Origin of the sequence: Stenotrophomonas testudinis, assembly GCF_024499815.1 — a bacterium.
Lineage (GTDB): Bacteria > Pseudomonadota > Gammaproteobacteria > Xanthomonadales > Xanthomonadaceae > Stenotrophomonas.
The window spans coordinates 23,770-50,581 of record NZ_JAMOKY010000021.1 but is presented as its reverse complement, the minus strand read 5'-3'; the positions used below and the strand labels follow the sequence as shown (position 1 = coordinate 50,581).

Here is a 26,812-nt window from a genome sequence, read left to right as displayed (position 1 = left end):
AGCCCGCCAGCGACGTACAATCCAGGCATGAGCCGCCAACGCCTGACCTTCGTCATCGCCGCCCACAACGAGGAACTGGCGCTGCCCCAGCTGCACCCGCGCCTGTGCGCGGTGCTCGACGCGCTGGACGATGTCGACGGCCACATCCTGTATGTCGATGACGGCAGCACCGACGCCACCTGGGCGGTGATCGAACACCTCGCCCATCCCGACCCGCGTGTCTCGGCCCTGCGGCTGTCGCGCAACTTCGGCAAGGAGGCCGCGTTGACCGCCGGCCTGGACCAGGTGCGCGAGGGCGCTGCGATGATCCTCGATGCCGATGGCCAGGATCCGCCGGAACTGGTGCCGACCTTCGTCGCGCACTGGAAAGAGGGCTATGACAACGTCTACGGCACGCGCAAGGTGCGCGACGGCGAAAGCTGGAGCAAGCGGGCCACGGCGGCCATGTTCTACCGGGTGATCGGCCGCCTGTCGCGCACGCCGATCCCCGCCGACACCGGTGATTTCCGCCTGCTGTCGCCGCGGGCGCTGAGTGCGTTGCGCGAGATGCGCGAGCGCCATCGCTTCATGAAAGGCCTTTTCAGCTGGGTCGGCTTCCGCCGCGTGGCCGTGCCCTACCACCGCCACGCGCGGTTGGCCGGCAACAGCAAGTTCAGCCTCTGGAACCTGTGGAACTTCGCACTGGAAGGCATCACCGGGTTCTCGACCGTGCCGCTGCGGGCGGCCACCTACCTGGGCCTGGCGACCGCGGCGGCGGCGTTCGTGTTCGGCGTCTGGGTGATCATCAAGGCAGCGCTGTACGGCGACCGCGTGGCGGGCTGGCCGACGATGATGGCGGTGATCCTGTTCCTGGGCGGCGTGCAGCTGATCGCGCTGGGGCTGATCGGTGAGTATCTGGGCCGCCTGTACGAGGAGTCCAAGCAGCGGCCCCTGTACCTGGTTGACGCGTGGCTAGCACCTTCCGTGGCAGACTCGGCCCTGCAACCCACCCTGGGAGGGCAGGCAGATGACGTCGGTACGGCAACTGTTGGACGGCAAGTCCCCTGAAGTACACGCGGTCGCGCCCGGCGCGGCGGTGATCGATGCGATCCGGCTGATGGCCCAGAAGGGCATCGGCGCGGTGCTGGTGATGGACGGGCCGCGACTGGTCGGCATCCTGTCCGAGCGCGATTACGCGCGCAAGATCGTGCTGCACGATCGTTCCTCGCGCGATACGGCGGTGTCCGAGATCATGACGGCGAAGGTGGTGACGGTGTCGCCGGGTGAGCAGGTGGAACATTGCCTGCAGCTGGTGACCGACTACCGCATCCGCCACCTGCCGGTGGTGGAAAGTGGGTCGGTGCTGGGGGTGATCTCCATCGGCGACCTGGTGAAGGCGGTGATCGACGCGCAGCGGCGGGAGTTGGATCAACTGCAGCAGTACATCGTGGCCGGGTGAGTTTTTCGCTGGCGGGCTTGCAGCCCGCCGGCCCGCCTAAAGCAACGGCAACGGCAACTGCAGAAGCAGCGCCTTCCTGACATGGGGGGAGGCGGAGGGCATGGCCGTGCAGGACACGCGGTAAATACGTCCATGTAGCTCGTAGGCGCCATCCTTGGCGCCTACGGTCCTGCACGGCCATGCCCTCCGCCTCTGGACGCGTTCCTGCGAGCGCGGTGCGTATCAGCGCCGATCCTCCGCTTCTGGTAGGTGCCAACCTTGGTTGGCACAGCTTTTGATTCTGCTTTTTCTTTTGATTTTGAATTCCTGCTCTCGTTCCGCGCGCGCAGGAAACTGTCGGGAGTGGGACGGGTGGGCCAGGCAGGACCGTTGGCGCCATGGATGGCGCCATCGAGCCCCCATGGACGGGTTTACGGCGTGTCCTGACTGGCCCACCCGTCCCACTCAAACCAGGATCAACAGAGGCGCCGCAGAACAACCGCTTTTACTTCGCGTACTGCCCACCGCAATTGGCATCCTTGCCCGGCCCCAGCTCAATCGTGGCCAGCAGCGCTGCCGGCGGGGCGATGCTCCCCAGTGCCAGGGCCACCGCGCCGCGCAGGCCGAGCGCCTTGAAGTCCGGTCGGAACGACGGATCCTTGAATGTGCCGCCGATGCGCAGTGGCGAGCGCAGCACCAGGATGCTCTTGTCTTTCGGTCGCGGCTTCAGCAGCAGGTCCATCTGCTCATCGCGCAGGCTCACCGCGCCTTCGCCGATGATGATCGTGTCGGTGGTATCCACCGCCAACGCACGGCTGGTCATCAGGCCATCGCGCACGCCGAAATCAGCGAAGGCGCAGCGCAGCGGAATCTGCCGGTCACCGGTGAACAGGAATTTCAGCGACTCGGTGATGTCCAAGCCGGCCAGCTCCATCACCAGGTTGCCAACATGGCCACGGCCCATCGCCACGCCGACGTCGCCGCTGCTGCCGCCGAGCATGGCGGCAATGGAGTTGCCGCGGCCGGTCAGGTCGATCTGGCCGCTGATGCCACCCTTGGCCTGCTTGGCCAGATTCGCATCCGGGAACAGCTGGCCCAGCTGCACGCCGCGCACGCTGGCTTTCAGCGCCGTGGAAATCTGCGGCTGGCGTGCGTCCATGCGGATGGTGCTGCGGATGTCACCGCCGGCCACGCCGAAGTTCAGCGGATCCAGGCGCAGCACGCCGTCGTCCAGCAGCAGGTGCGCGTCCATGTCATCCAGCGGCAGCGAGGGCGCGTTGATGCGGTGGGCCTTCCAGCGGACGTCGGCATCCATCGCGCGCAGCTTGCCCAGGTTGTACGGGGTGTCCGGCAGTACGTGCGGGCTGGCGGCGACCTGTGCGGCCTGGGCTTTCTGCTCGGCATTGGCAGTCTCGCCGCCGCCGGTCTTCGGCGGGGCGCCAACGAAGCCCGCGAGGTCGTCGAAATCGAGTCGGCGTGATTCCAGCGTGGCGGTCAGGCGCGGACGGTCGCGGCCCACCTCGAACTGCAGGTTGCCGCCCAGGTCGCTGTCGCCGACCTTGCCGGTGAACCCTTCGTAGCGCCACACGTTGTGGTCGCGCTTGAGCCGGCCATCGAGGGCGTACGGCGGCGAGGGCGGGATGGCGATGCCCAGCAGCGGGTAGAGGTCGGCGAGGTCCTGGCCACTGAGTGCGAACTGCAGATCGAACACCTGCAGCGCGAACGGGTTGGTCAGTGTACCGGTGGCCACGGCATGGGTACTGCCGGCACGGCCATCGAGGTGGATGCGGAAGGGATGCGCGCTGTCGGTCAGCTGCAGGGGTGATTCGGTGCCACCGCTGAGGGTGAACGGATTGCCCTGCCAGCGGCCCTGTCCCTTCACCAGCAGCGGCGGGGCGGTGTCGGCCTGTTTGTGAGCAGTGGTGGTCGCTTCGCCACTGCGCACGCCGACGCGGATGTCGGTGCGGCCCAGGGCATCCAAGTACTGCAGGCGCCCGTCATCGATGCGCAGGCCCTTCAGCTGCAGCGAGCTTTTGCCATCGCTGGCCGGCAGGAAATTCCAGTTGCCGGCCTCGCCCTTGCGCGGGGCGGCTTCCAGAAGCACGTCGGGGCGGGTCAGGCGTACTTCGGGCAACTGGATGCTGCCACGGAGCAGGGGCCAGACGCGGACGTCGATTTCCACGCGGTCGGCATTGGCCATGGTGGCCTGCTTCGACCACGACGCATTGGCGAAGGTGATCGCATCGGCGCGGATCGTGCTGGTCCGGCCGAGGTCGACATCCAGGTGGCCGATGTGCAGGGCGCGGCCGGTGCGGGCCTGCACCGCGCGTTCCACCGGCCCCTTGAACCAGTTCCAGTCCCACAGTGCGATGAGGATGAGCAGTGCGGCCAGCAGGAACACCAGCACGGCCAGCCAGCGCTGGCCACGTGGACCGGGGCGGCGGAGGCGCCAGCGCGAAGCGCGCGGTGCAGCAGGGGCAGGGGCAGCATTCACACTGCCATGGTTGCCCCAATCCGGGTGGACGGGGCGCGAAGCGCTCATGTGCATGGTGTGCACATGGGCGTCCGGCGGCAGGGTTACAGGACCTGCATGGTTACCGCGACGAAGTGGCAGACGCTGCCGCCGATGACGAACAGGTGCCAGATCGCGTGCGAATAGGGGATCGATTCGCGATGGTAGAAGTAGGTGCCCAGCGTGTAGGACAGGCCGCCGGCGAACAGCCAGGCCAGGGTCCCGCCGTCGATGGAGGCCCACATCGGCTTGATCGCCACGACCACCAGCCAGCCCATCGCGATGTAGATGCCGGTGGAGAGCGCCTTGAAGCGGCCGGTATAGAACAGCTTGAACACCACGCCGCCCAGGGCCAGCGCCCAGATGGCGGTGAACAGGCCCCAACCCCAGGGCCCGCGCAGGCCGATCAGGGTGAACGGCGTGTAGGTGCCGGCAATCAGCACGTAGATTGCGCAGTGGTCGAAGACCTTCAGCCGGCCCTTGGCCGTGGGGTGCTGGATGGCGTGGTACAGAGTGGAGGCGGTGTACAGCAGCAGCAGGGCGATACCGAACACGATGGCGCTGGCAAGCTGCCAGCCGTCGCCGTAGATGGCGGCCAGGGTGATCAGGACGGCGCTGGCGGCCAGCGCGAACACGGCGCCGAGCCCGTGGGTCAGGGCGCTGGCGATTTCTTCACGGATGGAGGCAGCAGTCGTGGAGGACATGGTGATGACGTGGTTAGCGGGGAGGGGGACCCGCAGCCCCCCTATCATCGCCGCGATGGCGGGCGCTTGCACCCCCGTCACCGTATGGGGGATGAATCCGGCCGCCTCCAAGCGACGGGGTCAGAGCCCTTTCCTGCGGAAAGGGATCCGACCCCTGGCTTTCAACCCGCCGGGACGGTGTGCGCTGCTTCGCGGGTGGCCGAGAAGCGCACGTCCGGCGAGCGTTCCTGGGCCAGCTGCAGGTTCACCCGGGTCGGGGCCAGGTAGACCAGGTGGCCGGCGGCGTCCAGGGCCAGGTTCAGCGCGTTCTTCTCGCGGAACTCTTCCAGCTTCTTCTCGTTGCTGCAGTGGACCCAGCGTGCGGTGGAGACGCTGACCTGCTCGAAGGTCGCTTCCACGCCGTACTCGTCCTTCAGGCGGTAGGCAGCCACGTCGAACTGCAGCACACCCACCGCACCCAGGATCAGGTCGTTGCTGGTGAGCGGGCGGAAGAACTGGGTCGCACCTTCCTCGGACAGCTGGGCCAGGCCCTTCTGCAGCTGCTTGAGCTTGAGCGGATCGCGCAGGCGCGCGCGGCGGAACAGTTCCGGGGCGAAGTTGGGGATGCCGGTGAAGGTGACCGCTTCGCCTTCGGTGAAGGTATCGCCGATGGAGATGGTGCCGTGGTTGTGGATGCCGATGACATCGCCCGGCCACGCTTCGGCCGCGATCTCGCGGTCGCTGGCCATGAAGGTCAGTGCGTTGGCCAGTTTCATGTCCTTGCCAGTGCGCACGTGGAAGGTCTTCATGCCGGCGCTGAAGCGGCCCGAGCAGATGCGCATGAACGCCACGCGGTCGCGGTGCTGCGGATCCATGTTGGCCTGGATCTTGAACACGAAGCCGCTGAGCTTGTTCTCTTCCGGCGCGATGATGCGACCGGTGGTGGTGCGCGCCTGCGGCGGCGGTGCATGCTCGACGAAGAAGTCCAGCAGCGGCTGCACGCCGAAGTTGTTCACGCCCGAGCCGAAGAACACCGGGGTCTGCTTGCCGGCGCGGTAGGCGTCGAGGTCGAACGGGTGGCTGGCGCCCTGCACCAGCTCCAGTTCGTCGCGCAGTTCGGCCAGCATCTGTGCGCCGATCTTCTCGGCCAGGCCGGGCGCATCGATGGACGGGAAGATGGTCGAATCCTGGCGGGTGAAGTTGCGGCCCGGTTCGTACAGGTGCACTTCGCCGGTCAGCAGGTGGACCACGCCCTTCAGGCGCTGGCCCATGCCGATCGGCCAGGTGACCGGGGCGCACTGGATGCCCAGCACGGTCTCCACTTCATCCAGCAGCTCGATCGGGTCCTTGCCCTCGCGGTCGAGCTTGTTGATGAAGGTCATGATCGGGGTGTCGCGCAGGCGGCAGACTTCCATCAGCTTGATGGTGCGCTCTTCCACGCCCTTGGCCACGTCGATCACCATCAGCGCCGAGTCCACCGCGGTCAGCACGCGGTAGGTGTCCTCGCCGAAGTCAGCGTGGCCGGGGGTGTCGAGCAGATTGACGATCTTGCCTTCGTACGGGAACTGCATCACCGAGGAGGTGACGGAGATGCCGCGCTCCTTTTCCAGCGCCATCCAGTCGGACGTCGCGTGGCGGGCGGCCTTGCGGCCCTTCACCGAACCGGCCATCTGGATCGCACCGCCGAACAGCAGCAGCTTTTCGGTCAGCGTGGTCTTGCCGGCGTCAGGGTGGGAAATGATGGCGAAGGTGCGGCGACGCGACGCTTCGTTGGCGACTTCGGACATGGCAGTGGCGCCCGCCCGGGGCGCTTTTCAAAGAGATAAGCGCCTGATTATACCGGCCGGGGCCGGTCAGCGCCCGATGCCACCGTCGGCGTCGCCCTGGCGGGCGAACTGCAGCTGGCCCTGCGCGGTGAAAATGCGCACCGGCACCGAGCGCAGGCCCATGCCGCGGTTGACCTGGACCACGAAGTGCAGGTGCGGGGCGGTGCTGTAGCCGCTGTTGCCGGACAGGCCGATCGGCTGCCCGGCCTGCACCGCCTGGCCCGGACGCACGCGCATGCCGCCGGCCTGCAGGTGGCCATACAGCGCCATGCTGCCGTCGCTGTGCAGGATGCGGATGAAGTTGGCGCGACCGGCATCGCGTTCGCGGTCCTGGCCATTGGCCTTGAAGCCATCCTGCACCTGCATCACGGTGCCCTCGCGCGCGGCCATCACCAGGGTGGCCTCGGGCAGGGCGAAATCCACCGCGTCGCGGTTCTCTTCGTCCTCGTGGCTGAAGCGGCCGTTCGGGGCCTGGTCCACGCGCAGGTGCGGTGCTTCGAACGGCAGCCGGTAGGCGACGTCATCGGCCTGCGCGGCAGGATTGCCCGGCACCGACTGCAAGCGCACGTCCAGGCTGCGTCCCTCGGCGGGGGCCGGCAGGTGGCCGATCACCAGGCTGCCACCGCCCTGGACCAGTGAACGCACCGGCAGGCCCTCGATGGCGCCACCAGGCGCCGACCGCAGTTCGATCTGCACCGGGCCGGCCAAGGGATTGTCGATGCGTGCCTGCCATTGCCCGCCCATCGCCTGCAGTCGCAGCTGGGTCGTCGGCGCGGCCTGCGGGGCGTCGTCGCCGGCCGCAGCGGAGCCGGACTTCGGCACCAGTCCCCAGCCCTGGCGCCAGTCGCTGGCGTGGACGGTTGCGCTGGCCAGCAGCGGCAGCAGCAGGCAGGACAGGGGCAGGCGGGGCATTGATGAATCCAGCGGAAAGGGCGCTGGGGACTGTAGCGGATCCTGAACACGGGGACCGGGCGCAGTTCGCGGAATGGCGGTTCAGTTATTCCATCGCTTTATCCGCATGAAGGGATTGACAGTGGCGAAAAGGGCTGGCATCGTGGCTCTACCATCGAGACCGGCAGAGGGACAGGCCCTTTGAAGCCGGGGCAGCCCGCAGACGCGAAAGCGTCTGCGTAGGTGCCAAATCCTGCGGGGACCGTGGCGTCCACCGAAAGATGGTTCGAACCATGCACCGCACGTGCATCTCGAACGCGAGCCCCGCGAAGGCTCGATGGCCGATTCCCCACACGGATCCCGCCATGAGCTTCGCCCCCAGCACCGCCGCCCGTCCCGAATCCTTTGTCCCCGTCAGCGTGCCGGTCGATGACCGCGTGCATGCCGAGCGCGGCGAGTTCGCCGCCGTGCTGTCGATGCGCCACGCCGGGGCCAGCCCGGTGCGCCTGCGCTACGAGTGGGTGGGGCCGGCCAACGCGCCGGTGGTGGTGCTGGCCGGTGGCATCTCCGCCCATCGCCACGTCGCCTCCAATGCACAGTTCAGCGAAAAGGGCTGGGCCGAAGGCCTGGTCGGCAGCGGACGCGCGCTGGATCCGCAGCGGCTGCGCGTGCTGGCCTTCGATTTCATCGGTGCCGATGGCGCGCTGGACGTGCCGATCGATACCGCCGACCAGGCCGATGCGCTGGCGCTGCTGCTGGACCATCTCGGCATCCGCGTGCTGAAGGCCTTCGTCGGCTATTCCTATGGCGCGCTGGTCGGCCAGCAGTTCGCGATCCGCCACCGCAGCCGCGTGCGCCAGCTGGTGCTGGCCAGCGGCGCCCACCGCCCGCATCCGTATGCCGCCGCCTGGCGCGCGCTGCAGCGCCGTGCCGTTGCGCTGGGCCAGCTGCAGTGCGGCGAAGACCACGGCCTGGCCCTGGCCCGCCAGTTCGCCATGCTCAGCTACCGCACCCCGGAAGAGTTTGGTGAGCGCTTCGACGCGGCGCCGGAAGTGGTCAACGGCCGCGTGCGCGTGGCCGCCGAAGACTACCTCGATGCCGCCGGTGCACAGTACGTGGCGCGCACGCCGGTGACCGCCTACCTGCGCCTGTCCGAATCGATCGACCTGCACCGCGTGGACCCCGCCGCCATCCTGCCGCCCACCGTGGTGGTGGCCGTGGAAGGTGACCGCCTGGTGCCGCTGGCCGACCTGGTCGGCCTGGTCGAAGGGCTGGGCCCGCGCGGCAGCCTGCGCGTGCTGCGCTCGCCCTACGGCCACGACGCCTTCCTCAAAGAAACCGATCGCATCGACGCGATCCTTGCTACCGCCTTCCGCACTTCTGGAGAGTCCGCATGAGCCTGTACGCCAACGAGCCGTCCTGTAGCCGCACCACTGCCGCTGTCCGCGCCGGCATCGACCGCGACACCGCCCACGGTGCGGTCACCCCGCCGATCGTTCTGTCGTCCAACTTCAGTTTCGATGGCTTCGGCAACAAGCGGCAGTACGACTACACGCGCAGCGGCAACCCGACCCGCGACCTGCTGGGCGAAGCACTGGCCGAACTGGAAGGCGGCGCTGGCGGCGTCATCACCGCCACCGGCATGGGCGCGATCAACCTGGTGCTGAACGCACTGCTGGAGCCGGGCGACACCCTGGTGGTGCCGCACGATGCGTACGGCGGCAGCTGGCGCCTGTTCAATGCACTGGCCAAGAAGGGCCACTTCACCCTGGTTACCGCCGACCTCACCGACCCACGTGCGCTGGCCCAGGCGCTGGCCAGCCAGCCGAAGCTGGTGCTGGTGGAAACGCCGTCCAACCCTCTGCTGCGCATCACCGACCTGCGCTTCGTCATCGATGCCGCGCACAAGGCCGGTGCGCTTGTCGTGGTGGACAACACCTTCCTGTCGCCGGCCCTGCAGCAGCCGCTGTCGTTCGGTGCCGACGTGGTGCTGCATTCGACCACCAAGTACATCAACGGCCACAGTGACGTGGTCGGCGGCGCGGTGATCGCGCGCGACCCGGCGGTGCACGAGCAGCTGGTGTGGTGGGGCAACGCGCTGGGCCTGACCGGTTCGCCGTTCGATGCCTTCCTGACCCTGCGCGGCCTGCGCACGCTGGATGCACGCCTGCGCGCGCACCAGGAGAACACCGCCTCGATCGTGGCCCTGCTGGATGCGCATCCGGCCGTGGCACGCGTCTACTATCCGGGCCTGGCCGACCATCCCGGCCACGCCATCGCCGCGCGCCAGCAGAGCGGTTTCGGCGCCATGCTGTCCTTCGAACTGGCGGCCTGCGAGGGCGAGGATCCGCACGCGGCGGTGCGCGCCTTCGTCGATGGCCTTCGCTACTTCACCCTGGCCGAATCGCTGGGCGGCGTCGAAAGCCTGGTCGCGCACCCGGCCACCATGACCCATGCGGCGATGACCGCCGAAGCACGTGCCGCGGCCGGTATCAGCGAAGGCCTGCTGCGCCTGTCGGTGGGCATCGAAGCCGAGCGTGACCTGCTGGCCGATCTCGACGCCGCGCTGCAGCGCGCCGAAGCGGTGATCGGCGCTGCGGTGCGCCGCAAACAGGTGGTGGATGCATGAGCGCGCTGGCTGCTGACATTCCCGCGCTCGGCGGTGGCCGCCTGGCCCTGCTCGGCACCGGCACGGTGGGCACGGCCTTCGTGCAGCGCTACCAGACGCTGCAGGCGCGCGGGCTGGACCTGCCCAGCGTGCAGTGGCTGGCCAACTCGCGCACGGCGCTGGCCATCGACCGCGACCTGGCGCTGCCGCTGGAACTGGCCCGACGCGCGCCACGTGATGGCCAGAGCTCGCCGCCGTGGGCCAGCGCCGAAGGGCTGGAGCGCGGCGACGTGGTGGTCGATGCCACCGCAAGCGAGGACGTGGCCGCGCGCCACGTGCAGTGGCTGGCCCGTGGCGTGCACGTGGTGACCGCCAACAAGCTGGGCCGCGGTGCGCAGCTGGCACGCGCGCAGGCCATCGCCGAAAGCTGTGCCGACAGCGGTGCGCGCTACGGTGACAGCGCCACCGTGGGTGCCGGCCTGCCGCTGCTGAGCAGCCTGCGCGCGCTGGTGTCCGGTGGTGACCACATCCATGCAATCGAAGGCGTGCTGTCCGGATCGCTGACCTGGCTGTTCCATCGCTACGACGGACGCTCACCGTTTTCGCTGGCGGTGCGCGAAGCTCTGGACGCTGGCTATACCGAGCCCGATCCGCGCGTGGACCTGTCCGGCGAGGACGTGCGGCGCAAGCTGCTGATCCTCGCCCGCAGCAGTGGGCTGGCGCTGGACGCCGCGCAGGTGCAGGTGGGGTCGCTGGTGCCGGCGGCGCTGGCAGACGTGCCGCTGGCTGAAGCATTGGCCGCGCTGGAACAACTGGACGCGCCGCTGCAGGCGCGCTGGCAGCAGGCGCACGCGCAGGGCCGGGTGCTGCGCTTCGTCGGTCGTGTCGATGCAGATGGTGCACAGGTGGGACTGCGTGAACTGCCAGCCGATCATCCGCTGGCACAGGGGGCGGGTACGGATAACCGCGTGGCCATCCACAGCGATCGCTACCGCCAGCAACCGCTGCTGATCCAGGGCCCGGGCGCCGGTGCGGAAGTCACCGCTGCGGCGCTGCTGGATGACGTGCTGCGGATCGCGGGCTGACGGCCTGCCGCTGCGCTCGCCGGGCATGGCCCGGCGCTACCGCCCGTAGATCTACAGCTTCGTAGAGCCGAGCCCATGCTCGGCTGCGTATTGCCTGACCGGCCCTGCGCGATGAGCCGAGCATGGGCTCGGCCCTACAAAGTGGAACCCGGCAGGTCAACGCGTCTTCAATACCTTCAACAGCGCCGCGTTGAACTGCTTCGGGTCCTGCACCTGCGGCGAGTGCCCGAGTTCGGCGAACTCGACCAGAGTTGCACCGGGAATCGCCTGCGCGGCGGCCTTGCCCAGTGCGGGGTAGTTGCCCAGCGTGGCCTTCAGTTCCGGTGAGGCGCGGTCGCGGCCGATAGCGGTGCGATCCTTCTGGCCGATGAACAATGCGGTCGGTACCTGCAGGTGTTTCAGTTCGTAGACCACCGGCTGGTTGAACACCATGTCCGAGGTCAGTGCCTGGCTCCAGGCCACCGCCTGCTTGCCGGCGCCTTCGTACATGCCCGACTGCATGCGTGCCCAGTGCTCGTAAGCGGTCTTCCACTGGCCGTCGTAGTACACGTCCAGCTGGTAACGGCGGATGCTGTCATAGCTGGTCTTCAGTTCGCCGGCATACCACTCATCGACGCTGCGCCACGGCACGCCCAAAGCCTTCCAGTCTTCCAGACCGATCGGATTGACCAGCGACAGGCTGCGCAGCGCCTGCGGGTACATCAGCGCGTAGCGGATCGCGAGCATGCCGCCCATCGAATGGCCGACCAGGTGCACCGGCTGGTCGCCGAGCTGCAGCTGCTGCAGCAGGGCGTGGGTGTTGGCGGCCAGCTGGCCGAACGAATACTGGTAGCGCTCGGGCTTGCTGGCCTTGCAGAAGCCCACTTGGTCCGGTGCGATCACCCGGTAACCCGCGGCCACCAGCGGCGCGATGGTCTGCTGCCAGGTGGCCGCGCAGAAGTTCTTGCCGTGCAGCAGCACGACCACGCCAATTGCCTTCTTCTTCGGCGTGACGTCCAGGTAGGTCATTTCCAGCGGCTGGCCCTGCGATTGCAGGGCGAAGGTCTTCACCGGATAGCCGTAATCAAAGCCTTCCAGGCGCGCGCCGTAGTTCGGTGGCGGCACGGCGAGGGCGGACAACGGCAGGCAGGCAAAAAGGGCGGCGGCAATCACGCGCATGGGACAGTCCGGGGCAGGGGAACCCCGAGCCTAACCGGAACACGATGACGATGTCGTCCGGCGCGGTCGCGTCGGACGGCACCATCGCGCCGGCCGCGCCGCCGAAGCACTCAGCACTCGATGACGTTCACCGCCAGGCCGCCACGGCTGGTTTCCTTGTACTTGTCCTGCATGTCGCGGCCGGTATCGCGCATGGTCTTGATGACCTTGTCCAGTGAGACCTTGTGCTTGCCGTCGCCGCGCATGGCCATGCGCGAGGCGTTGATCGCCTTCACCGCGCCCATCGCGTTGCGCTCGATGCACGGAATCTGCACCAGCCCGCCGATCGGGTCGCAGGTCAGGCCGAGGTTGTGTTCCATGCCGATTTCCGCGGCGTTCTCGATCTGGCTGGGGTTGCCGCCCAGCGCTGCCACCAGGCCACCGGCAGCCATCGAGCAGGCCACGCCCACTTCGCCCTGGCAGCCCACTTCGGCGCCGGAGATCGAGGCGTTTTCCTTGTACAGGATGCCGATCGCCGCCGAGGTCAGCAGGAAGTCAAACACGCGCTGCTCGTTCGCCCCCGGGCAGAAGCGGTCGAAGTAATGCAGCACCGCCGGCAGCACGCCGGCCGCACCGTTGGTCGGCGCGGTGACCACGCGGCCACCCGCAGCGTTCTCTTCGTTCACCGCCAGTGCGTACAGGTTGACCCAGTCAAGCGTGGTCAGCGGGTCGCGCATCGCGGCTTCCGGTTTGGAGGACAGCTCGCGGTACAGCGCCGGTGCGCGGCGGCCGACCTTCAGGCCACCCGGCAGCACGCCTTCCTCGCGGATGCCACGCGCCACGCACGACTGCATCGCGCTCCAGATCTCGCGCAGCTGGGCACGGATCTCGTCCTCGCTGCGCCAGCACTTCTCGTTCTCGAACATCAGCTGGGCGATGCTCAGGCCGCTGCGCGCGGTCTGCGCCAGCAACTCGTCGCCGCTCTTGAACGGGTAGGGCAGCGGGGTTTCATCGGGCACGATGCGGTCATCGGCCGCGTCGTCCTGGTTGACCACGAAGCCGCCGCCCACCGAGTAGTAATCGCGGGTGGCGATCACTTCGTCCTCGGCGTTGTAGGCGGTGAAGCGCATGCCGTTGGTGTGGTACGGCAGCTTCTGGCGCTTGTTCATGCCGAGGTCGCGCTTCTCGTCGAAGGCGATCTCGTGCTGGCCCATCAGCTGGATGCGCTTGCTGCTGCGGATGCGCTCCAGGGTGGCCGGGATGATGTCCGGGTCGATCAGGTTCGGGCGCTGGCCCTCCAGGCCGAGCAGGATCGCCTTGTCGGTACCGTGGCCGCGGCCGGTCAATGCCAGCGAGCCGTAGACGTCGGCGCGGATGCGCGCCACTTCGTGCAACCGGCCCGGGTCGAGCAGCCAGCGGTGGATGAAGCGCTCGGCGGCCTTCATCGGCCCGACGGTGTGCGAGGAACTCGGACCAATGCCGATCTTGAAAACGTCGAACGTGCTGACAGCCATGGTTGCCGTACTGCGGGTACCGGAAGAGACCGCTATTCTAGCGGTTCATTGCCGCAACCCATGGCTGCGGCGCAGCATTTCCAGCAAGGGGCCCGAACCGGTGTTGACCCTGTTCCAGCGTGACGACTGCCACCTGTGCGACATGGCCCTGGCCGAGCTGGCCAAGGCGCAGGCGCCGGAGTTCGAATCAGTGTTTCTGGACGACCAGCCCGGGCTGGAAGCGCGCTATGGCGCGCGGGTGCCGGTGCTGCGTGATGAGGCCGGCGGCCGCGAGCTGGACTGGCCGTTCGATGCGGCCGGTGTGCGGGCCTGGCTGGCTGCGGGGTGAATCCGCCGGGCATGGCCCGGCGGCAGATTCGGTCGCGGCGCGCGCAGCAGCCGAGCATGGCTCGGCTCTACAGAATGCGGCCGGGGCGGTGCCCCGGCCCATTGCTCATTTCGCGTCGAACTTCACGATCGTGCTGATCGAGGTCTCGTCCGGGATGGTCTTGGTGTCGGCCCAGTCGCCGCCGCCCACGCCGAAGTCCAGGCGCTTGACCGTCGCCTTGCCGGTCAGCACCGGCTGGGTGCCTGGCTTCCAGGTGAAGGTGAGGGTGACCGGCTTGCTGACGCCGCGCAGTTCCAGCGTGCCGTCGGCGGCGTACTGGTCGTTGCCCACGGCGCGGAAGCCCTTGGCGGTGTAGTGCGCGGTGGCGAACTTGCCGACGTTGAAGAAGTCCGCGCCCTGCAGGGTCGAGTCACGGTCGCTGTTGCCGCTCTTGGCGCCGGCCAGCGGAATCACCACGTCCAGCGAACCGGCGGCCGGGTTGGCCGGGTCGAAGCTGAGTTTGGTGGCAAAGCCCGGGAAACTGCCGGTGAACACTTCGCCGTCGTACTTGGTGGCGAACACAAGGATCGAGCCGGCACCGGGGGCCTGCGCGTAATCGGCGGCCAGCACCGGGGCGGTGGCAAGCATGCCGGCCAGGGCGGCGGCCACGGCGGCCGGGGTGGTCAGTTTCAGGGTCATCGGTCAGTCCTTCTGGGGGGAGGCGAGCCAGCCGCGCGGCAACATCCGCGAGAGGGTGGCATCACGCTGGAACAGGTGGTGGTAGAAGGCAGCGCCGGCATGGGCCAGCACCACCGCGATCAACAGCCAGAAACCGTATTCGTGGATGGCATGGGACACCGCGACGGTCTGCGGGTCTGGGCCGCTCAGCTTGGGCACGTCGACCAGGCCGAACCAGCGGAACGGACGCAGGCCACTGGCCGAGTCGTACAGCCAGCCGGACAGCGGGATGGCGAACATCAGCACGTAGAGCAGCACGTGGGTGGCGCCGGCGATGCGTTCCTGCCAGCTGGGCACGCCCGGCACCGGCTTCGGTGCGCCGGCATACAGGCGCCATCCGAGGCGGAACAGCACCAGGGCCAGCACGGTGATGCCGATCGACTTGTGCGCGGTGTAGACCCAGAAGTATTTCGGGGTCTTCGGCAGTTCACCCATGGTCAGGCCGACGATGCCCAAGGCGAGGATCAGCAGGGCGATCAACCAGTGCAGGGTCTGGCTGACACTGCCCCAGGCGGCGGGCGTGTTCTTGGCGGTCATCGGGAATCCTTGGGGGCCGTCGTGCTGTCGGAGTGGGAATCAGGGGCGGGAGTTCCCGGGGCATCGCTGCGGTCGAACGCCGCTTCGGCCTCGATCCTCACCTGTACGGCATCACCGATCACGCCCGGCCAGGCCGTGATGCCGAAGGCACGGCGGCTCAGCATGGTGGTGGCCGAGAAGCCGACGGTGCGGCGGAACGGCGGCAGCGGATAGCGCTTGACCGCGTTGAGGGTGACGTCGAGTACCACCGGCTGGCTGACCCCGCGCAGGGTCAGGGTGCCGGCAACCTGTGCATGCTTCTCATCGATCGGCTCCACGTGGGTGGAGACGAAGCGTGCAGTGGGGAAGCGTTCCCCATCGAGCAGGCTGCGGGCGAGGGTGGCCTGGTTCCATTTGTCATCACCCAGGTCCAATCGCGACACGGGAATCTCGACGTCCAGGGTCGCTTCCCGCCAGTTGTCGGGATCGAACCGCAGCTGTCCCGCACTGCCGGAAATCGTGCCCATCGCCTGCGAGTAACCAGCGTGGTCGATCGAGAACAGCACGCGGGTATGCACCGGATCTATGCGCCACGCATCGTTGCCGGCCCAGGCCGGGACGGCGGCGAGCAGCAGGGGCAGCAGGGCCAGGCAGGAACGCATCGGCAGGGCTCGGCGGAAAGGTGCCTCGATCATACGCACAGGCCCTGTGCTGCGCTGTGTGCACGGCTGCAACAGTTCGTGGCGGCAATGCGGCTGGAAACAGCCTGTTGCAGCGATGACCCCGGCCCTGTGTGACAATCGGCGCAGGACAGGGGGTTCAGGATGAAGAGCGGCTGGCGCCGGTACTGGCGGTGCATCGCAGGGGCAGGTCTGTTGCTGGTGGCGTTGGCCACCTCCGCGGCGACCTTGGACATGGCAGGTGAAACACCGCGCCTGCGCCGTTTCGGTGCGGCCGAAGGCTTGCCCTCGCGCATGGTGCTGGCCCTGGCTGAAGACCGCACCGGGCACATCTGGGCGGCCACCGATGGCGGCCTGGCACGCTATGACGGCGGCACCCTGCGGGTCTGGCAGCATGATCCGGAACAGCCCGGCTCGCTGCCCGGCAACGAGATCGAAACGCTGATGGTCGATCCGCTCGACCGCGTCTGGGTCGGCATCAACGGCAAGGGCGTGGCACGACTGGATGCCGACCGCGAGCGCTTCAAATCCTTCGACGCACTCAACAACGAATGCCAGGGCCAGGCCTGGACCCTGGCCTATGCCCAGGATGCGCTGTGGGTCGGCAGCAGCACCCATGGCGTCTGCCGCATGGGCGAGGACGGCAGCCTGCGCTTCTTCCGGCAGTCGGCGGGCGGGCTGCCCAGCGACACCATCTACAGCAGCCTGGTCGACGCGCAGGGCCGCCTGTGGCTGGGCACCGAGGCGGGCCTGGCACGCTGGAACGGCACGGCCTTCGAAGCGGTGGCCGCGCGCGAACTGGGCGCGGTAAGCGTGCTGCGGCTGAGCCGTGACGCCGAGGGCGCGATCTGGATCGGCACCCAGAACGATGGCCTGTACCGGATCGATGCGCAGGACCGGGTCAGCCGGCCGCGCTGGGCCGACAGTGCCCAGCTGCGTTCGGCCATCGTGCTGGCCGACCGCCAGGGCGGTTACTGGGCCGGTACCTCCGATGGCCTGCTGCGCGGCGATGCGGCCCAGCTGCGGCGGCTGGAAGGCGACCGCGGCAGCGGTTTCCTGACCAGCCACAGCGGTGTGCTGGACCTGCTGCAGGACCACGAGGGTGGCATGTGGGTGGCACTGCTGACCCAGGGTCTTGCCTATCTGCCGCCGGACTGGCGGCGCTTTTCCACCTGGTACCAGCTGGATGGACGCCCGCTGGACAGCCAGTACCTGCTGAGCGCGGCCAGCGACGGCCGCAACTACTTCGTCGGCTCGGCCCACGGCGTTTACCAGGTCAACGCGCAGGGCACGCTGAGCCTGCTGGCCAGCGACCGCGAGCTGGGCAGCGGTGCGGTGTGGTCGGTGCTGCCGCGCCCGGATGGCAGCCTGTGGTTGGGTCGCGCGGGGCGCCTGAGCGTCTACGACCCGGCGCGGCGCACGCTGCGCGACTGGCCCATTGCCGGTGGCGCCGACCTGCGCCAGCGCATCGACCTGATGCGCGAGGCGCCCGACGGCACGGTCTGGATCTCGGTGATGAACCTCGGCCTGCAGCATCGCGCCAGCGATGGACGGGTGCTGCGCACCTTCGATCTGGCCGCGCTGCGCGGCGAAGGCGATGCGCCGGTGGAGCAGATCCGCTTCGATGCGCGCGGCCAGGCCTGGCTGGTCGGTGCGCTGGGCATCTGGCGCGAACAGGCCGACCGCTTCGTCGCCGTGCCAGGGGTGTCGCAGGGGCAGATCTTCGATCTGGTCTGGATCGACCCGCAGCAGGTGTGGCTGGCGCGGCAGGGAGCGTTCGAACGCTACCAGTGGGATGGCCTGGGCCTGCGCCTGATCCAGCGCGTCGATGCCACGCACGGCATGCCGCCGGTCAGCATGGGCGGCCTGGCGCTGGGCCGCGATGGGCGGGTGTGGGCGACCACGCCGCGCGGGCTGCTGCGCTGGGATCCGCAGACGCGGCGCGTGCAGCAGTTCAACGAACGCGATGGCCTGCCCGATGCCGAGTTCACCGGACGGCCGCCGGCGATCGGTGCCGACGGCCGGGTGCTCGCGGTCACCCAGACCGGCCTGGTTGGCTTCGATCCCGATGCGCCCGACGTGGAACTGCCGCCCTCGCAGCTGGTGATCGCGCAGGTGCGAGTGCGCCGCGACGATGCAAGGGGCTGGCAGCCACTGCCGGCCACCGGCACGCTGCTGCTGGGCCCGGATGATCGCGACCTGCAGATCGACGCGCGCCTGCTGTCCTACGCCAACCCGCAGGGCAACCGCTACCGGTTCCGTGTTGAAGGCTATGACCAGAACTGGGTGGAGCAGGGCGGTGATGGCCAGCGCACGCTGTCGCGGCTGCCACCAGGGCTGTACTCAATCGAAGTGCAGGCCGCCACCGCCAGCGGGCCGTGGACGGCTTCGCAGCGGCTGCAGGTGAAGGTGCTGCCGCCGTGGTGGCGTAGCGGCATGGCCATCTTCGGCTACCTGATGCTGGGCTCGCTGTTGTTGCTGGTGATGGTGTGGTCGATCCGCCGGCGCCTGCGGCGGCGCCAGCAATGGCAGTTGACCGTGCACAAGCAGCAGCTGGCCGAACAGGCCTCGCAAGCCAAGAGCCGCTTCCTGGCCACGCTGGGCCACGAGGTGCGCACGCCGATGACCGGCGTGCTGGGCATGAGCGAGCTGCTGCTGGCCACCGAGCTGGACCCGGTGCAACGCAGCTATGCCGGGTCGATCCAGCAGGCCGGCAGCCATCTGCTGCGGCTGGTGAACGACGCGCTGGACCTGGCCCGCATCGAAGCGGGTCGCCTGGAACTGGATATCCGTCCGTTCGATCTGAACGGCCTGCTCGACCAGGTGCAGGCGCTGATGCAGCCGATGGCCCAGCAGCGGCAGCTGGCGTTCCGGCGCGAAGATGCGCTGCCGGGTCCGGTCTGCGTCAGCGGCGATGAAATGCGGGTGCGGCAGATCCTGCTGAACCTGCTCGGCAACGCGGTCAAGTTCACCGATCGTGGTTACGTGGGGCTCGGCGCGATCCTCGACGAGGATGGCAATGGCGTGACCTTCGAGGTCAGCGACAGTGGGCCGGGCATCAACGCCGAGCAGCAGCGCCGGCTGTTCCATCGCTTCGAACAGGCCGACGGGCCGCGCACCGCCTCGCGCTACGGCGGCAGTGGGCTGGGTCTGGCGATCTGCCAGGAACTGGCAGTGGCGATGGGCGGACGCATCGATGTGGACAGTCAGCTGGGCCGGGGCGCGCGTTTCCGCGTATGGGTTCCGCTGCCCTGGACCCGCCAGGCGGCGTCGGCGCAGAGCGAGGTGAGCACGGTGCCGGTGCTGCCGGCCCTGCGCATCCTGCTGGTGGAAGACGATGTGACCGTGGCCGAGGTCATCGCCGGCCTGCTGCGCGCACGCGGGCACCAGGTCGTGCATGTGCTGCACGGGCTGGGCGCGCTTTCGGAGATCGCCACCGACTGCTTCGATGTCGGCCTGCTCGACCTGGACCTGCCGGCGCTGGATGGCACCGCCATCGCCCGCCAGCTGCGTGCGATGGGCTATGAGCTGCCGCTGGTGGCGGTGACCGCGCGGTCCGATGCGTATGCAGAAACCCAGGTGCTCGCCGCCGGTTTCGACGGGTTCCTGCGCAAGCCGGTGACCGGCGACCTGCTGGTGTCGGCAATCCAGCAGGCCCGCGCAAAACGCCAGGTGGATGTCTGATTGAGGCACTGGCAGACGTGAATGCCCTGACTTTCGGTTTACCATGCCGACGCCGCACAACGCGGGGTTCATCAACAGGCAGCGTGAGGAGGCAATCGGTGGCGTATCTGCGGGCGGCGACGCTGCTGCTGATCCTCCTGTGCGTCCTGGCGCCCGTGGCCGCGCAGCCGGTGCCGCCGACACCGCGGCAGGTGACCGTGTTCGACGGCCTGCCGTCCAACACCGTCAACCGCATGGCCGAAGACCGCTACGGCTACCTGTGGATCGCCACCAATGACGGCCTCGCCCGCTACGACGGGCGCAATTACCGTGTCTGGCGTTCCGAGGACGGGCTGCGTGACAACCGCATCTGGACCGTGCTGGTCGATGCCCAGAACGAGCTGTGGATCGGCACCGAGAATGCCGGCCTGGTGCGGATGTCGGCCGACCGCCGGCAGCTGCGCTTCTACGACCGCAGCAGCCAGCCGCTGATGGCCAGCAACACGGTGTGGAGCCTGGCCTCCACCCCGGACGGCTCCATCTGGTTCGGCACCTATGGCGGCGGCCTGTACCGGCTGGATGACAAGGACCGCCTGCAGCGCTTCCTGCCTGAAGAGGACAACCCTCGCAGCGTGCCGGCCGCCTCGATTCCGTTCTTGGCGACCCTGCCCGATGGCACCCTGTGGGTGGGGACGAAGCACGGTCTCGCGCGCTGGACCGGTACTGATTTCGAACGCGTCGACGCGGATGCGCTGCCCAGCCAGCTGGTCATCGGCATGACCGCCGAGCCCGACGGCAGCCTGTGGATCAGCACCGTGGCCGGCGCCACCGTGCGCCGGCCCGACGGCCACTTCGAGGCACCGCAGTGGCAGCTGCCCGCCGGTGACGAAGTGCTGGGCATGATGCTGCGCGATGAGCAGGGCGGGCACTGGCTGGATACGCGCAGTGGCCTGGGCCGCGCGGTGAATGGCCAGTACCAGACCGTGCCGCTGTACAGCGCCGTGGCGCGTGGCCAGGTGCGGCCGAACTGGGCCGGCGCCTATGAAGACCGCGAAGGCGGCATCTGGCTGGCCAGTACCAATGCCGGCCTGTGGCACCTGCTGCCGCGCTGGTGGCAGTTCTCGGTGTTCTCGCGGCTGGAGGATGATCCGTCGTCACTGCGCAATGCCTACGTGCTGGGCACCAGTCCGTCCGCCAATGGCGGCGTGTGGACGGTCGGCAGCCACGGTGCGCTGGACCGCTTCGACCCGCGCAGTGGTGGCATCGAGCAGCACCGCACCTTCCTCAACGGCATGCACTGGCTGACCTCGGTACGCGAGGATCAGCACGGCCAGGTCTGGGTTGGTTCGACCGATGCGCTGCTGCGTTACGACCCGCGCACCCGCGCGCTGCGTCGCTGGGATGGCGGCAGCGGCGCCGATGCCACGATGGAAGGCAACATCGACGCGATGATGACCTGCGACGGCGACAGCCTGTGGCTGATGCTTCCGTCGGGCCTGCAGCAGCGCGATCTCGACGGACACCTGCGCCGGCAGCTGGAAAATGGCCGCGACGGCCTGCAGGCCGGCCAGCTCAACATGGATGTCGAATGCGGTCCGCAGGACCGGATCTGGCTGGCCAGCAGCCGCGGCCTGCTGCAGTGGCAGCCGGACGCACAGCGCTTCCAGCCCGTGCCCGGGGCGCCTGCCACGCCGGTGTATGCGATCGACGTGGGCGCCGATGGGCAGGTCTGGCTGTCCGAGGATGGACGCCTGTCGCGCTACCTCTGGCGCAACGGGCGCCTGGAGCGGCAGGCGGTGATCGGCAGCGAGCAGGGCTACCCGGCCATCGCCGCGACCGGCCTGGTGGTCGACGCGCGCGGCGTCGCCTGGGCCAGCGGTGCGCGCGGCCTGGTGCGGGTGGGTGCCGATGGCCAGAGCGTGCGCCTGTATGGCGTGCATGACGGCCTGCCCAGCCAGGAATTCCGCGACCACACGCTGATCGCCACGGCGAGCGGGCAGCTGGTGGCCGGTACGCCGGCCGGTGTGGTGGCATTCGATCCCGACCTGGTGCGACCTTCGACCCGGCGCGCGCCGCTGGTGATCGAGCGGGTGGAGGTGCGCCGCAACGAACAGGTCCTGGACCTGACCCACGACACACCGCTGCAGATCACCGACGGCGATCGCGACCTGCGCATCGTCGCGCGCCTGCTGTCCTTCGCCGATTCAGCGTCCAACAGCTACCGCTACCGGCTGACCGGTTACGATCCGGACTGGGTGGAAGTGGGGGCGGGGGGCGAGCGACTGTTCTCGCGCCTGCCGCCGGGTGCGTACCGGCTGGAAGTGCAGGCGCGCTCGGCCGACCACGTGTGGTCGCGGGTGGAAGCGCTGGAGTTCCATGTGCTTCCACCGTGGTGGCGCAGCCTGTCCGGTTTGCTGGTGCTGACGTCCATCGCACTGCTGCTGACCAGCTGGTTCGCCTGGTTGTACCGGCGCCGCCTGCAGCGCAAGCACGCCTACCAGCTGGCTCTGCACAAGCAGGAGCTGGCCGAACAGGCGTCGGCGGCGAAGACGCGGTTCCTGGCCAACCTGGGCCATGAGATCCGCACGCCGATGACCGGCGTGCTGGGCATGAGCGAACTGCTGCTGGCCTCGCCGCTGGACCCGCAGCAGCGCGGTTACACGCAGTCGATCCGCCATGCCGGCGAGCACCTGCTGCACCTGGTGAACGATGCACTGGACCTGGCCCGGATCGAATCCGGTCGCCTGGAGCTGCAGTCGCGACCGTTCGCGCTGAACGGCCTGCTGCAGGACCTCGCCGCCCTGATGGGGCCGCTGGCCGCGCAGAAGGGCCTGCGCTTCGTGCTGGACAACCAGCTGCCTGCGGGCCTGCAGGCGACCGGCGATGCGATGCGGGTGCGGCAGATCCTGCTGAACCTGCTGTCCAACGCAGTGAAGTTCACCAGCCGCGGCACCATCACCCTGCTTGTGCGCTGCGAGGACGGCCCGCGTGGCCTGCATTTCGAAGTGCACGATACCGGCCCGGGCATCAGCCAGGAACAGCAGCAGCGCCTGTTCCGTCGTTTCGAGCAGGCCGACGGCGCACGCACGGCCGCGCAGTACGGTGGCAGTGGCCTGGGCCTGGCGATCTGCCGCGAACTGGCGCAGGCCATGCAGGGCCGGATCCGCGTGGAGAGCCAGCTTGGCAGAGGCACCCGCTTCGAGGTGAGCCTGCCATTGCCGCTGCAGCAGGATGGCGCGAGCGAAGACGGCGAGGCGATGGCGGGCGAGGACGCGGTGGCGAACATGCCGGCGCTGCGGATACTGCTGGTGGAAGACGATGCCACCGTGGCCGATGTGGTGATCGGCCTGTTGACCGCGCGCGGCCATGAGGTGGTGCATGCCGGCCATGCGCTGGCGGCACTGCGCGAGATCAGCGCGGGCGATTTCGATGTCGGCCTGCTGGATCTGGACCTGCCGGGCCTGAGTGGTTTCGAGCTGGCCCAGCACCTGCGCAACCAGGGCTACATGTTGCCGCTGCTGGCGGTGACTGCGCGTACCGATGCGGACCTGCAGGAGCAGGTGGAGGCCGCGGGCATCGGCGGGTTCCTGCGCAAGCCGGTGACCGGTGAGCTGCTGGTTGAAGCGATCGCATGCGTGTTGGGTAGGTAGGGTTTTCTGCAGGGCTTGCAGCCCTGCACCTGCTTCAAGCCAGAGCAACGTCAAGGTCAACGGCAGGAGCTGGTTTCCTGCGGGATGGCGGGGTGGGTCCGGTGGCAGGGGACGCTGCAAGTACGTCCCTGTAAGCTCGGTCGCCGCTTGCTCGTGTGCGCTGTCCTGCGCACACGGCAAGACCGGGGTTGGGCGTCCTGCCCAACCCGCCCGAGGCATGCCTCGGGCCCATGCGGCTCACGCCCCTGCCACCGGACCCACCCCGCCTTCGACAGTTGGCCGCGATCTGTCGGAACGGCACGGGGTCGGATCCCGTTGCTGCGCAACGGGCTCCGACCCCAGATGAATTTCGATATCTGAGAGAAAAGTCGTGTCGACCAAGGTCGACACCTACCAAGAGCAACAACAACAGCCGCCGTTACCAACCGCCGCGGGAAACTGTCGGGGGTGGGGCGGTGTGGGTGGGCAGGACCGCAGGCGCCATGGATGGCGCCTACGAGCCCCCAAGGACGGGTTTACGGCGTGTCCTGCCCACCCACACCGCCCCGCCCAACCAGCAGAAAACCAGAGCCGCCTTTGACGTTGACGTTGACGTTGCTTCCGCAGGTGCAGGGCGCAGCCCTGCAAAAAAACCTACTCCGCCACAGACTCGACCTGCCGCGGTTCCGGCCTCGTATCCGGCAGCTGCCAGAAAATCATCGTCGAGGTCAGCGTGATCGCCCCCACGCAGATGAACGTCGCATGCAGCGCCGCCGTCGCACCATGGCCTTCCAGGTGCGTGCCGAACGCCGCCAGCAGGCTGCCGGCCGCCGCCGCGCCGAAGCCGGCCGCGAGCATCATCACCATCGACAGCAGGCTGTTGCCCGAGCTGGCGTACTCGCGGTCCAGGTCACGCAGGGTCACGGTGTTCATCACGGTGAACTGCAGCGAATTGACCGCACCGAAGAACGCCAGCTGCACCAGACGCCAGGCGAGGTGCTGGCCCGGGTCCATCAGGATGAAACTGGCCATCGCCAGGCCCACCAGCACCGTATTGATCATCAGCACGCGGCGGTAGCCGTACTGTTCAACCAGCTTCACCGCCAGCTTCTTCGACACCATGCCTGCCGCGGCCACCGGCACCATCATCAGGCCCGCGTGCATCGGGCCCAGGCCGAGGCCGACCTGCAGCAGCAGCGGGATCAGCATCGGCATGGCGCTGCTGCCGATGCGCGAGAACAGGTTGCCGAGGATGCCGATGCGGTAGCTTGGCACGCGGAACAGTGCCAGCGAGAACAGCGGCGCGGTGGAATTGGCCGCGTGCAGCCAGTAGCCGACCAGCGCGGCCAGGCCGGCCACGGTCATCAGCATGATCAATGCGTGCGGCGTGCCAAGGCCGGAGATGCCGTCCAGCGCCAGCGACAGTACCACCATCGCGAAGGCCAGCATGATGTAGCCGCGCAGGTCGAAGCGGGTGCGGTGGCTGGCGTAGTGGTCGGGCATGATCTTCATCGCAGCGATGAAACCGATAACGCCGATCGGCAGGTTGATCAGGAACACCCAGTGCCACGAGGCGATTTCCACCAGCCAGCCGCCGAGGGTGGGGCCGATCAGCGGGCCGATCAGGGCGGGGATGGCGATGAAGCTCATCGCCCGCAGGAAATCCTCGCGAGGCACCGAGCGCATCACCGCCAGGCGGCCGACCGGCAGCAGCATCGCGCCGCCGATGCCCTGCAGCACGCGCGCGCCGACCAGTTGGTGCAGGTGCTGGGCCAGTGCGCAGGCCAGCGAGCCGAGGGTGAACAGGATGATCGCCACCAGGAAGGTGCGGCGGGTACCGTAGCGGTCGGCGATCCAGCCGGAGGCGGGGATGAAGGTGGCGACCGCCAGCGCGTAGCTGAACACCACTGACTGCATCTGCAGCGGGCTTTCGCCCAGGCTCTTGGCCATCGCCGGCAGCGCGGTATTGACGATGGTCGAATCGAGCATCTGCATGAAGATCGCCAGCGAAACCAGCCATAGAAGCGGGCGGAAACGGGCGTATTCGGCGGCGGATGCGGCGGTGTCGGGTGCGGGCGTGCCTGCGGGCGACGGTTCGGACATGGCGTGGGGGCCGGTGCAGCATGGGGCCGCCATGATCGCGCACTGCGGGTCACGGCGCGATCAATGCCGCGCCGTGGCCCGTGCCGGGGTTCAGCGCTGGCTGTGCGCGTGCACCGCGTCGACCAGCACCTGCACGTGTGCCGGGTCCATGTCCGGCGACATGCCATGGCCGAGGTTGAACACATGGCCCTCGCGCGAACCTCCGTTGCCGGCCGCATAGGTGTCGAGCACGCGTGCAGCGGCCGCGGCGATGGCGTCGGGCGAGGCGTACAGCGTGGTCGGGTCGAGGTTGCCCTGCAGGGCAACGCGGCCGCCGGTGCGGCGCAGCGCCTCGTCCAGGTCCAGGGTCCAGTCCAGGCCCAGCGCATCGGCGCCGGTCTGCGACAGTGCTTCCAGGTGCAGGCCGGTGCCCTTGCCGAACAGGATCAGCGGCGTACGCTCGCTGCCTTCGCCGCGTTCCAGGCCTTCGGCGATGCGCTGCAGGTAGCGCAGCGAGAACTCGCGGTACATCGCCGGCGACAGCACGCCGCCCCAGGTGTCGAACACCTGCAGGGCCTGTGCGCCAGCCGCGCGCTGTGCGCCGAGGTAGGCGATGACCGCGTCGGTGGTGACGTCCAGCAGGCGGTGCAGGGCCTGCGGGTGGTTCAGCGCCATCGCCTTGATGCGCGCGAAATCCTTGCTGCCCCCGCCTTCCACCATGTAGCAGGCCAGCGTCCACGGGCTGCCGGAGAAGCCGATCAGCGGTACCTGGCCGTCCAGTTCGCGGCGGATCAGGCGCACCGCGTCCATCACGTAGCCCAGGTCCTGTTCCATGTCCGGCACCGCCAGCCTGGCAACGGCGGCTTCATCACGCACCGGGTGGCGGAACTTCGGGCCTTCGCCTTCAACGAAGTACAGTTCCAGGCCCATCGCATCGGGAACGGTGAGGATGTCCGAGAACAGGATGGCCGCGTCCAGCGGGAAGCGGCGCAGCGGCTGCAGGGTGACCTCGCAGGCGATCTCCGGGTTCTTGGCCATGGCCAGGAAGCTGCCGGCCTTGGCCCGGGTCGCGCGGTACTCCGGCAGGTAGCGGCCGGCCTGGCGCATCAGCCAGACGGGGGTGCAGTCCACCGGTTCGCGGCGCAGGGCGCGCAGCAGGCGATCGTTGCGGAGGGGGCTGGTCACGATGGGCATTCCTTGGGCGAAAGTTGGCAGCGGCGTCAGTCGCCGTGCGAAAGCATCTGGAAGCCGCGATGCAGTTCGGCATCGCGGGCTTTCTCGAAGGCGTGGCGGGCTTCGTCTGCCTGCAGGAACAGCTCGCGCCGCAGCTGCGAGCGCGCACCGACGCGGCCGCTCTCGCGCAGCAGCTCCCAGCCGCCGAACAGGTCCGGCTGCAGGCTCAGGCGCAGGAAGCGCGGTGCCTGCGCACCGGCATCGGGATGTTGCAGGTAGACGTGCATGAGGCCGATTGTATCGCCCCGGGGGCGACACGGACCTGTAGAGCCGAGCCCATGCTCGGCTGCG

Annotated in this window: 20 protein-coding genes and 1 riboswitch; of the genes, 8 read left to right on the top strand and 12 right to left on the bottom strand. The window is 68.5% G+C overall.

All coding sequences use genetic code 11. From position 1 onward, the window contains the following. Nucleotides 1-27 precede the first annotated feature (27 nt). Both NQ204_RS12690 and NQ204_RS12685 read left to right on the top strand, forming a co-directional pair. Nucleotides 28-1,047, top strand: coding sequence for a glycosyltransferase family 2 protein (locus tag NQ204_RS12690; protein ID WP_116865462.1), 1,020 nt, complete (start codon nucleotides 28-30; stop codon nucleotides 1,045-1,047). Next, entirely contained in the window at nucleotides 1,007-1,438 is a 432-nt protein-coding gene (locus tag NQ204_RS12685) for a CBS domain-containing protein (protein ID WP_116865463.1), read from the top strand. The genes NQ204_RS12690 and NQ204_RS12685 overlap by 41 nt, the downstream gene beginning before the upstream one ends. 484 nt (nucleotides 1,439-1,922) lie before the next feature. On the opposite strand, the gene NQ204_RS12680 is transcribed toward NQ204_RS12685, so the two are convergent. The 4 genes from NQ204_RS12680 to NQ204_RS12665 all read right to left on the bottom strand — a co-directional run bounded on the left by NQ204_RS12680 (nucleotide 1,923) and on the right by NQ204_RS12665 (nucleotide 7,350). Beyond that, the gene (locus NQ204_RS12680) at nucleotides 1,923-3,911 is read right to left on the bottom strand and encodes an AsmA family protein (RefSeq protein WP_256644041.1); all 1,989 of its coding nucleotides are present in this window, start codon (nucleotides 3,909-3,911) and stop codon (nucleotides 1,923-1,925) included. A gap of 83 nt (nucleotides 3,912-3,994) precedes the next feature. After that, nucleotides 3,995-4,633 (bottom strand): PAQR family membrane homeostasis protein TrhA, encoded by a 639-nt coding sequence (trhA, locus tag NQ204_RS12675; protein WP_256644040.1) that lies wholly within the window; start codon nucleotides 4,631-4,633, stop codon nucleotides 3,995-3,997. Nucleotides 4,634-4,794: 161 nt separating this feature from the next. After that, nucleotides 4,795-6,399 (bottom strand): peptide chain release factor 3, encoded by a 1,605-nt coding sequence (locus NQ204_RS12670; protein ID WP_108769659.1) that lies wholly within the window; start codon nucleotides 6,397-6,399, stop codon nucleotides 4,795-4,797. Between the two features lie 66 nt (nucleotides 6,400-6,465). Beyond that, the gene (locus tag NQ204_RS12665; protein WP_305888397.1) at nucleotides 6,466-7,350 is read right to left on the bottom strand and encodes a M23 family metallopeptidase; all 885 of its coding nucleotides are present in this window, start codon (nucleotides 7,348-7,350) and stop codon (nucleotides 6,466-6,468) included. A gap of 148 nt (nucleotides 7,351-7,498) precedes the next feature. After that, nucleotides 7,499-7,617: riboswitch (SAM riboswitch) on the top strand. A 77-nt stretch (nucleotides 7,618-7,694) separates the two neighbouring features. Between NQ204_RS12665 and metX the strand changes: the two genes are divergently transcribed. The 3 genes from metX to NQ204_RS12650 are packed head-to-tail and all read left to right on the top strand — an operon-like array spanning nucleotide 7,695 to nucleotide 11,022. After that, complete coding sequence (gene metX / locus NQ204_RS12660; RefSeq protein WP_256644039.1) at nucleotides 7,695-8,726, top strand: homoserine O-succinyltransferase MetX; 1,032 nt, start codon at nucleotides 7,695-7,697, stop codon at nucleotides 8,724-8,726. Then, nucleotides 8,723-9,958: an O-succinylhomoserine (thiol)-lyase gene (locus NQ204_RS12655; RefSeq protein ID WP_079222820.1), complete on the top strand. Its 1,236-nt coding sequence runs from the start codon at nucleotides 8,723-8,725 to the stop codon at nucleotides 9,956-9,958. The genes metX and NQ204_RS12655 overlap by 4 nt, the downstream gene beginning before the upstream one ends. After that, on the top strand, nucleotides 9,955-11,022 hold the full coding sequence (locus tag NQ204_RS12650; RefSeq protein ID WP_256644038.1) for a homoserine dehydrogenase family protein: 1,068 nt from the start codon (nucleotides 9,955-9,957) through the stop codon (nucleotides 11,020-11,022). The genes NQ204_RS12655 and NQ204_RS12650 overlap by 4 nt, the downstream gene beginning before the upstream one ends. 156 nt (nucleotides 11,023-11,178) lie before the next feature. On the opposite strand, the gene NQ204_RS12645 is transcribed toward NQ204_RS12650, so the two are convergent. Both NQ204_RS12645 and NQ204_RS12640 read right to left on the bottom strand, forming a co-directional pair. Then, nucleotides 11,179-12,180: an alpha/beta fold hydrolase gene (locus NQ204_RS12645; RefSeq protein WP_256644037.1), complete on the bottom strand. Its 1,002-nt coding sequence runs from the start codon at nucleotides 12,178-12,180 to the stop codon at nucleotides 11,179-11,181. A 110-nt stretch (nucleotides 12,181-12,290) separates the two neighbouring features. After that, nucleotides 12,291-13,673, bottom strand: coding sequence for an L-serine ammonia-lyase (locus NQ204_RS12640; RefSeq protein WP_010482751.1), 1,383 nt, complete (start codon nucleotides 13,671-13,673; stop codon nucleotides 12,291-12,293). A gap of 100 nt (nucleotides 13,674-13,773) precedes the next feature. On the opposite strand from NQ204_RS12640, the gene NQ204_RS12635 reads away from it, so the two are divergent. Further along, nucleotides 13,774-14,001: a glutaredoxin family protein gene (locus NQ204_RS12635; RefSeq protein WP_116864509.1), complete on the top strand. Its 228-nt coding sequence runs from the start codon at nucleotides 13,774-13,776 to the stop codon at nucleotides 13,999-14,001. A 105-nt stretch (nucleotides 14,002-14,106) separates the two neighbouring features. Here the strand turns inward: NQ204_RS12635 and NQ204_RS12630 are convergent, their stop codons facing one another. The 3 genes from NQ204_RS12630 to NQ204_RS12620 are packed head-to-tail and all read right to left on the bottom strand — an operon-like array spanning nucleotide 14,107 to nucleotide 15,896. Next, entirely contained in the window at nucleotides 14,107-14,679 is a 573-nt protein-coding gene (locus NQ204_RS12630; RefSeq protein WP_079222816.1) for a YceI family protein, read from the bottom strand. Nucleotides 14,680-14,682: 3 nt separating this feature from the next. Beyond that, complete coding sequence (locus NQ204_RS12625) at nucleotides 14,683-15,255, bottom strand: cytochrome b (RefSeq protein WP_256644036.1); 573 nt, start codon at nucleotides 15,253-15,255, stop codon at nucleotides 14,683-14,685. Continuing rightward, nucleotides 15,252-15,896, bottom strand: coding sequence for a YceI family protein (locus NQ204_RS12620; RefSeq protein WP_116864514.1), 645 nt, complete (start codon nucleotides 15,894-15,896; stop codon nucleotides 15,252-15,254). Before NQ204_RS12620 ends, NQ204_RS12625 begins: the two co-directional genes overlap by 4 nt. A 162-nt stretch (nucleotides 15,897-16,058) precedes the next feature. Here NQ204_RS12620 and NQ204_RS12615 point away from each other — a divergent pair, with 162 nt between their 5' ends. Both NQ204_RS12615 and NQ204_RS12610 read left to right on the top strand, forming a co-directional pair. Next, the gene (locus NQ204_RS12615) at nucleotides 16,059-19,598 is read left to right on the top strand and encodes a hybrid sensor histidine kinase/response regulator (protein ID WP_256644035.1); all 3,540 of its coding nucleotides are present in this window, start codon (nucleotides 16,059-16,061) and stop codon (nucleotides 19,596-19,598) included. Nucleotides 19,599-19,696: 98 nt separating this feature from the next. Then, nucleotides 19,697-23,227, top strand: coding sequence for a hybrid sensor histidine kinase/response regulator (locus NQ204_RS12610; protein ID WP_256644034.1), 3,531 nt, complete (start codon nucleotides 19,697-19,699; stop codon nucleotides 23,225-23,227). Between the two features lie 633 nt (nucleotides 23,228-23,860). Here the strand turns inward: NQ204_RS12610 and mdtD are convergent. The 3 genes from mdtD to NQ204_RS12595 all read right to left on the bottom strand — a co-directional run bounded on the left by mdtD (nucleotide 23,861) and on the right by NQ204_RS12595 (nucleotide 26,748). Then, on the bottom strand, nucleotides 23,861-25,309 hold the full coding sequence (gene mdtD, locus NQ204_RS12605; protein ID WP_488192362.1) for a multidrug transporter subunit MdtD: 1,449 nt from the start codon (nucleotides 25,307-25,309) through the stop codon (nucleotides 23,861-23,863). A gap of 90 nt (nucleotides 25,310-25,399) precedes the next feature. Next, nucleotides 25,400-26,482, bottom strand: coding sequence for a uroporphyrinogen decarboxylase (hemE, locus tag NQ204_RS12600; RefSeq protein ID WP_256644032.1), 1,083 nt, complete (start codon nucleotides 26,480-26,482; stop codon nucleotides 25,400-25,402). 26 nt (nucleotides 26,483-26,508) lie between these two features. After that, complete coding sequence (locus tag NQ204_RS12595) at nucleotides 26,509-26,748, bottom strand: WGR domain-containing protein (RefSeq protein WP_106468857.1); 240 nt, start codon at nucleotides 26,746-26,748, stop codon at nucleotides 26,509-26,511. Between the last annotated feature and the right edge of the window lie 64 nt (nucleotides 26,749-26,812).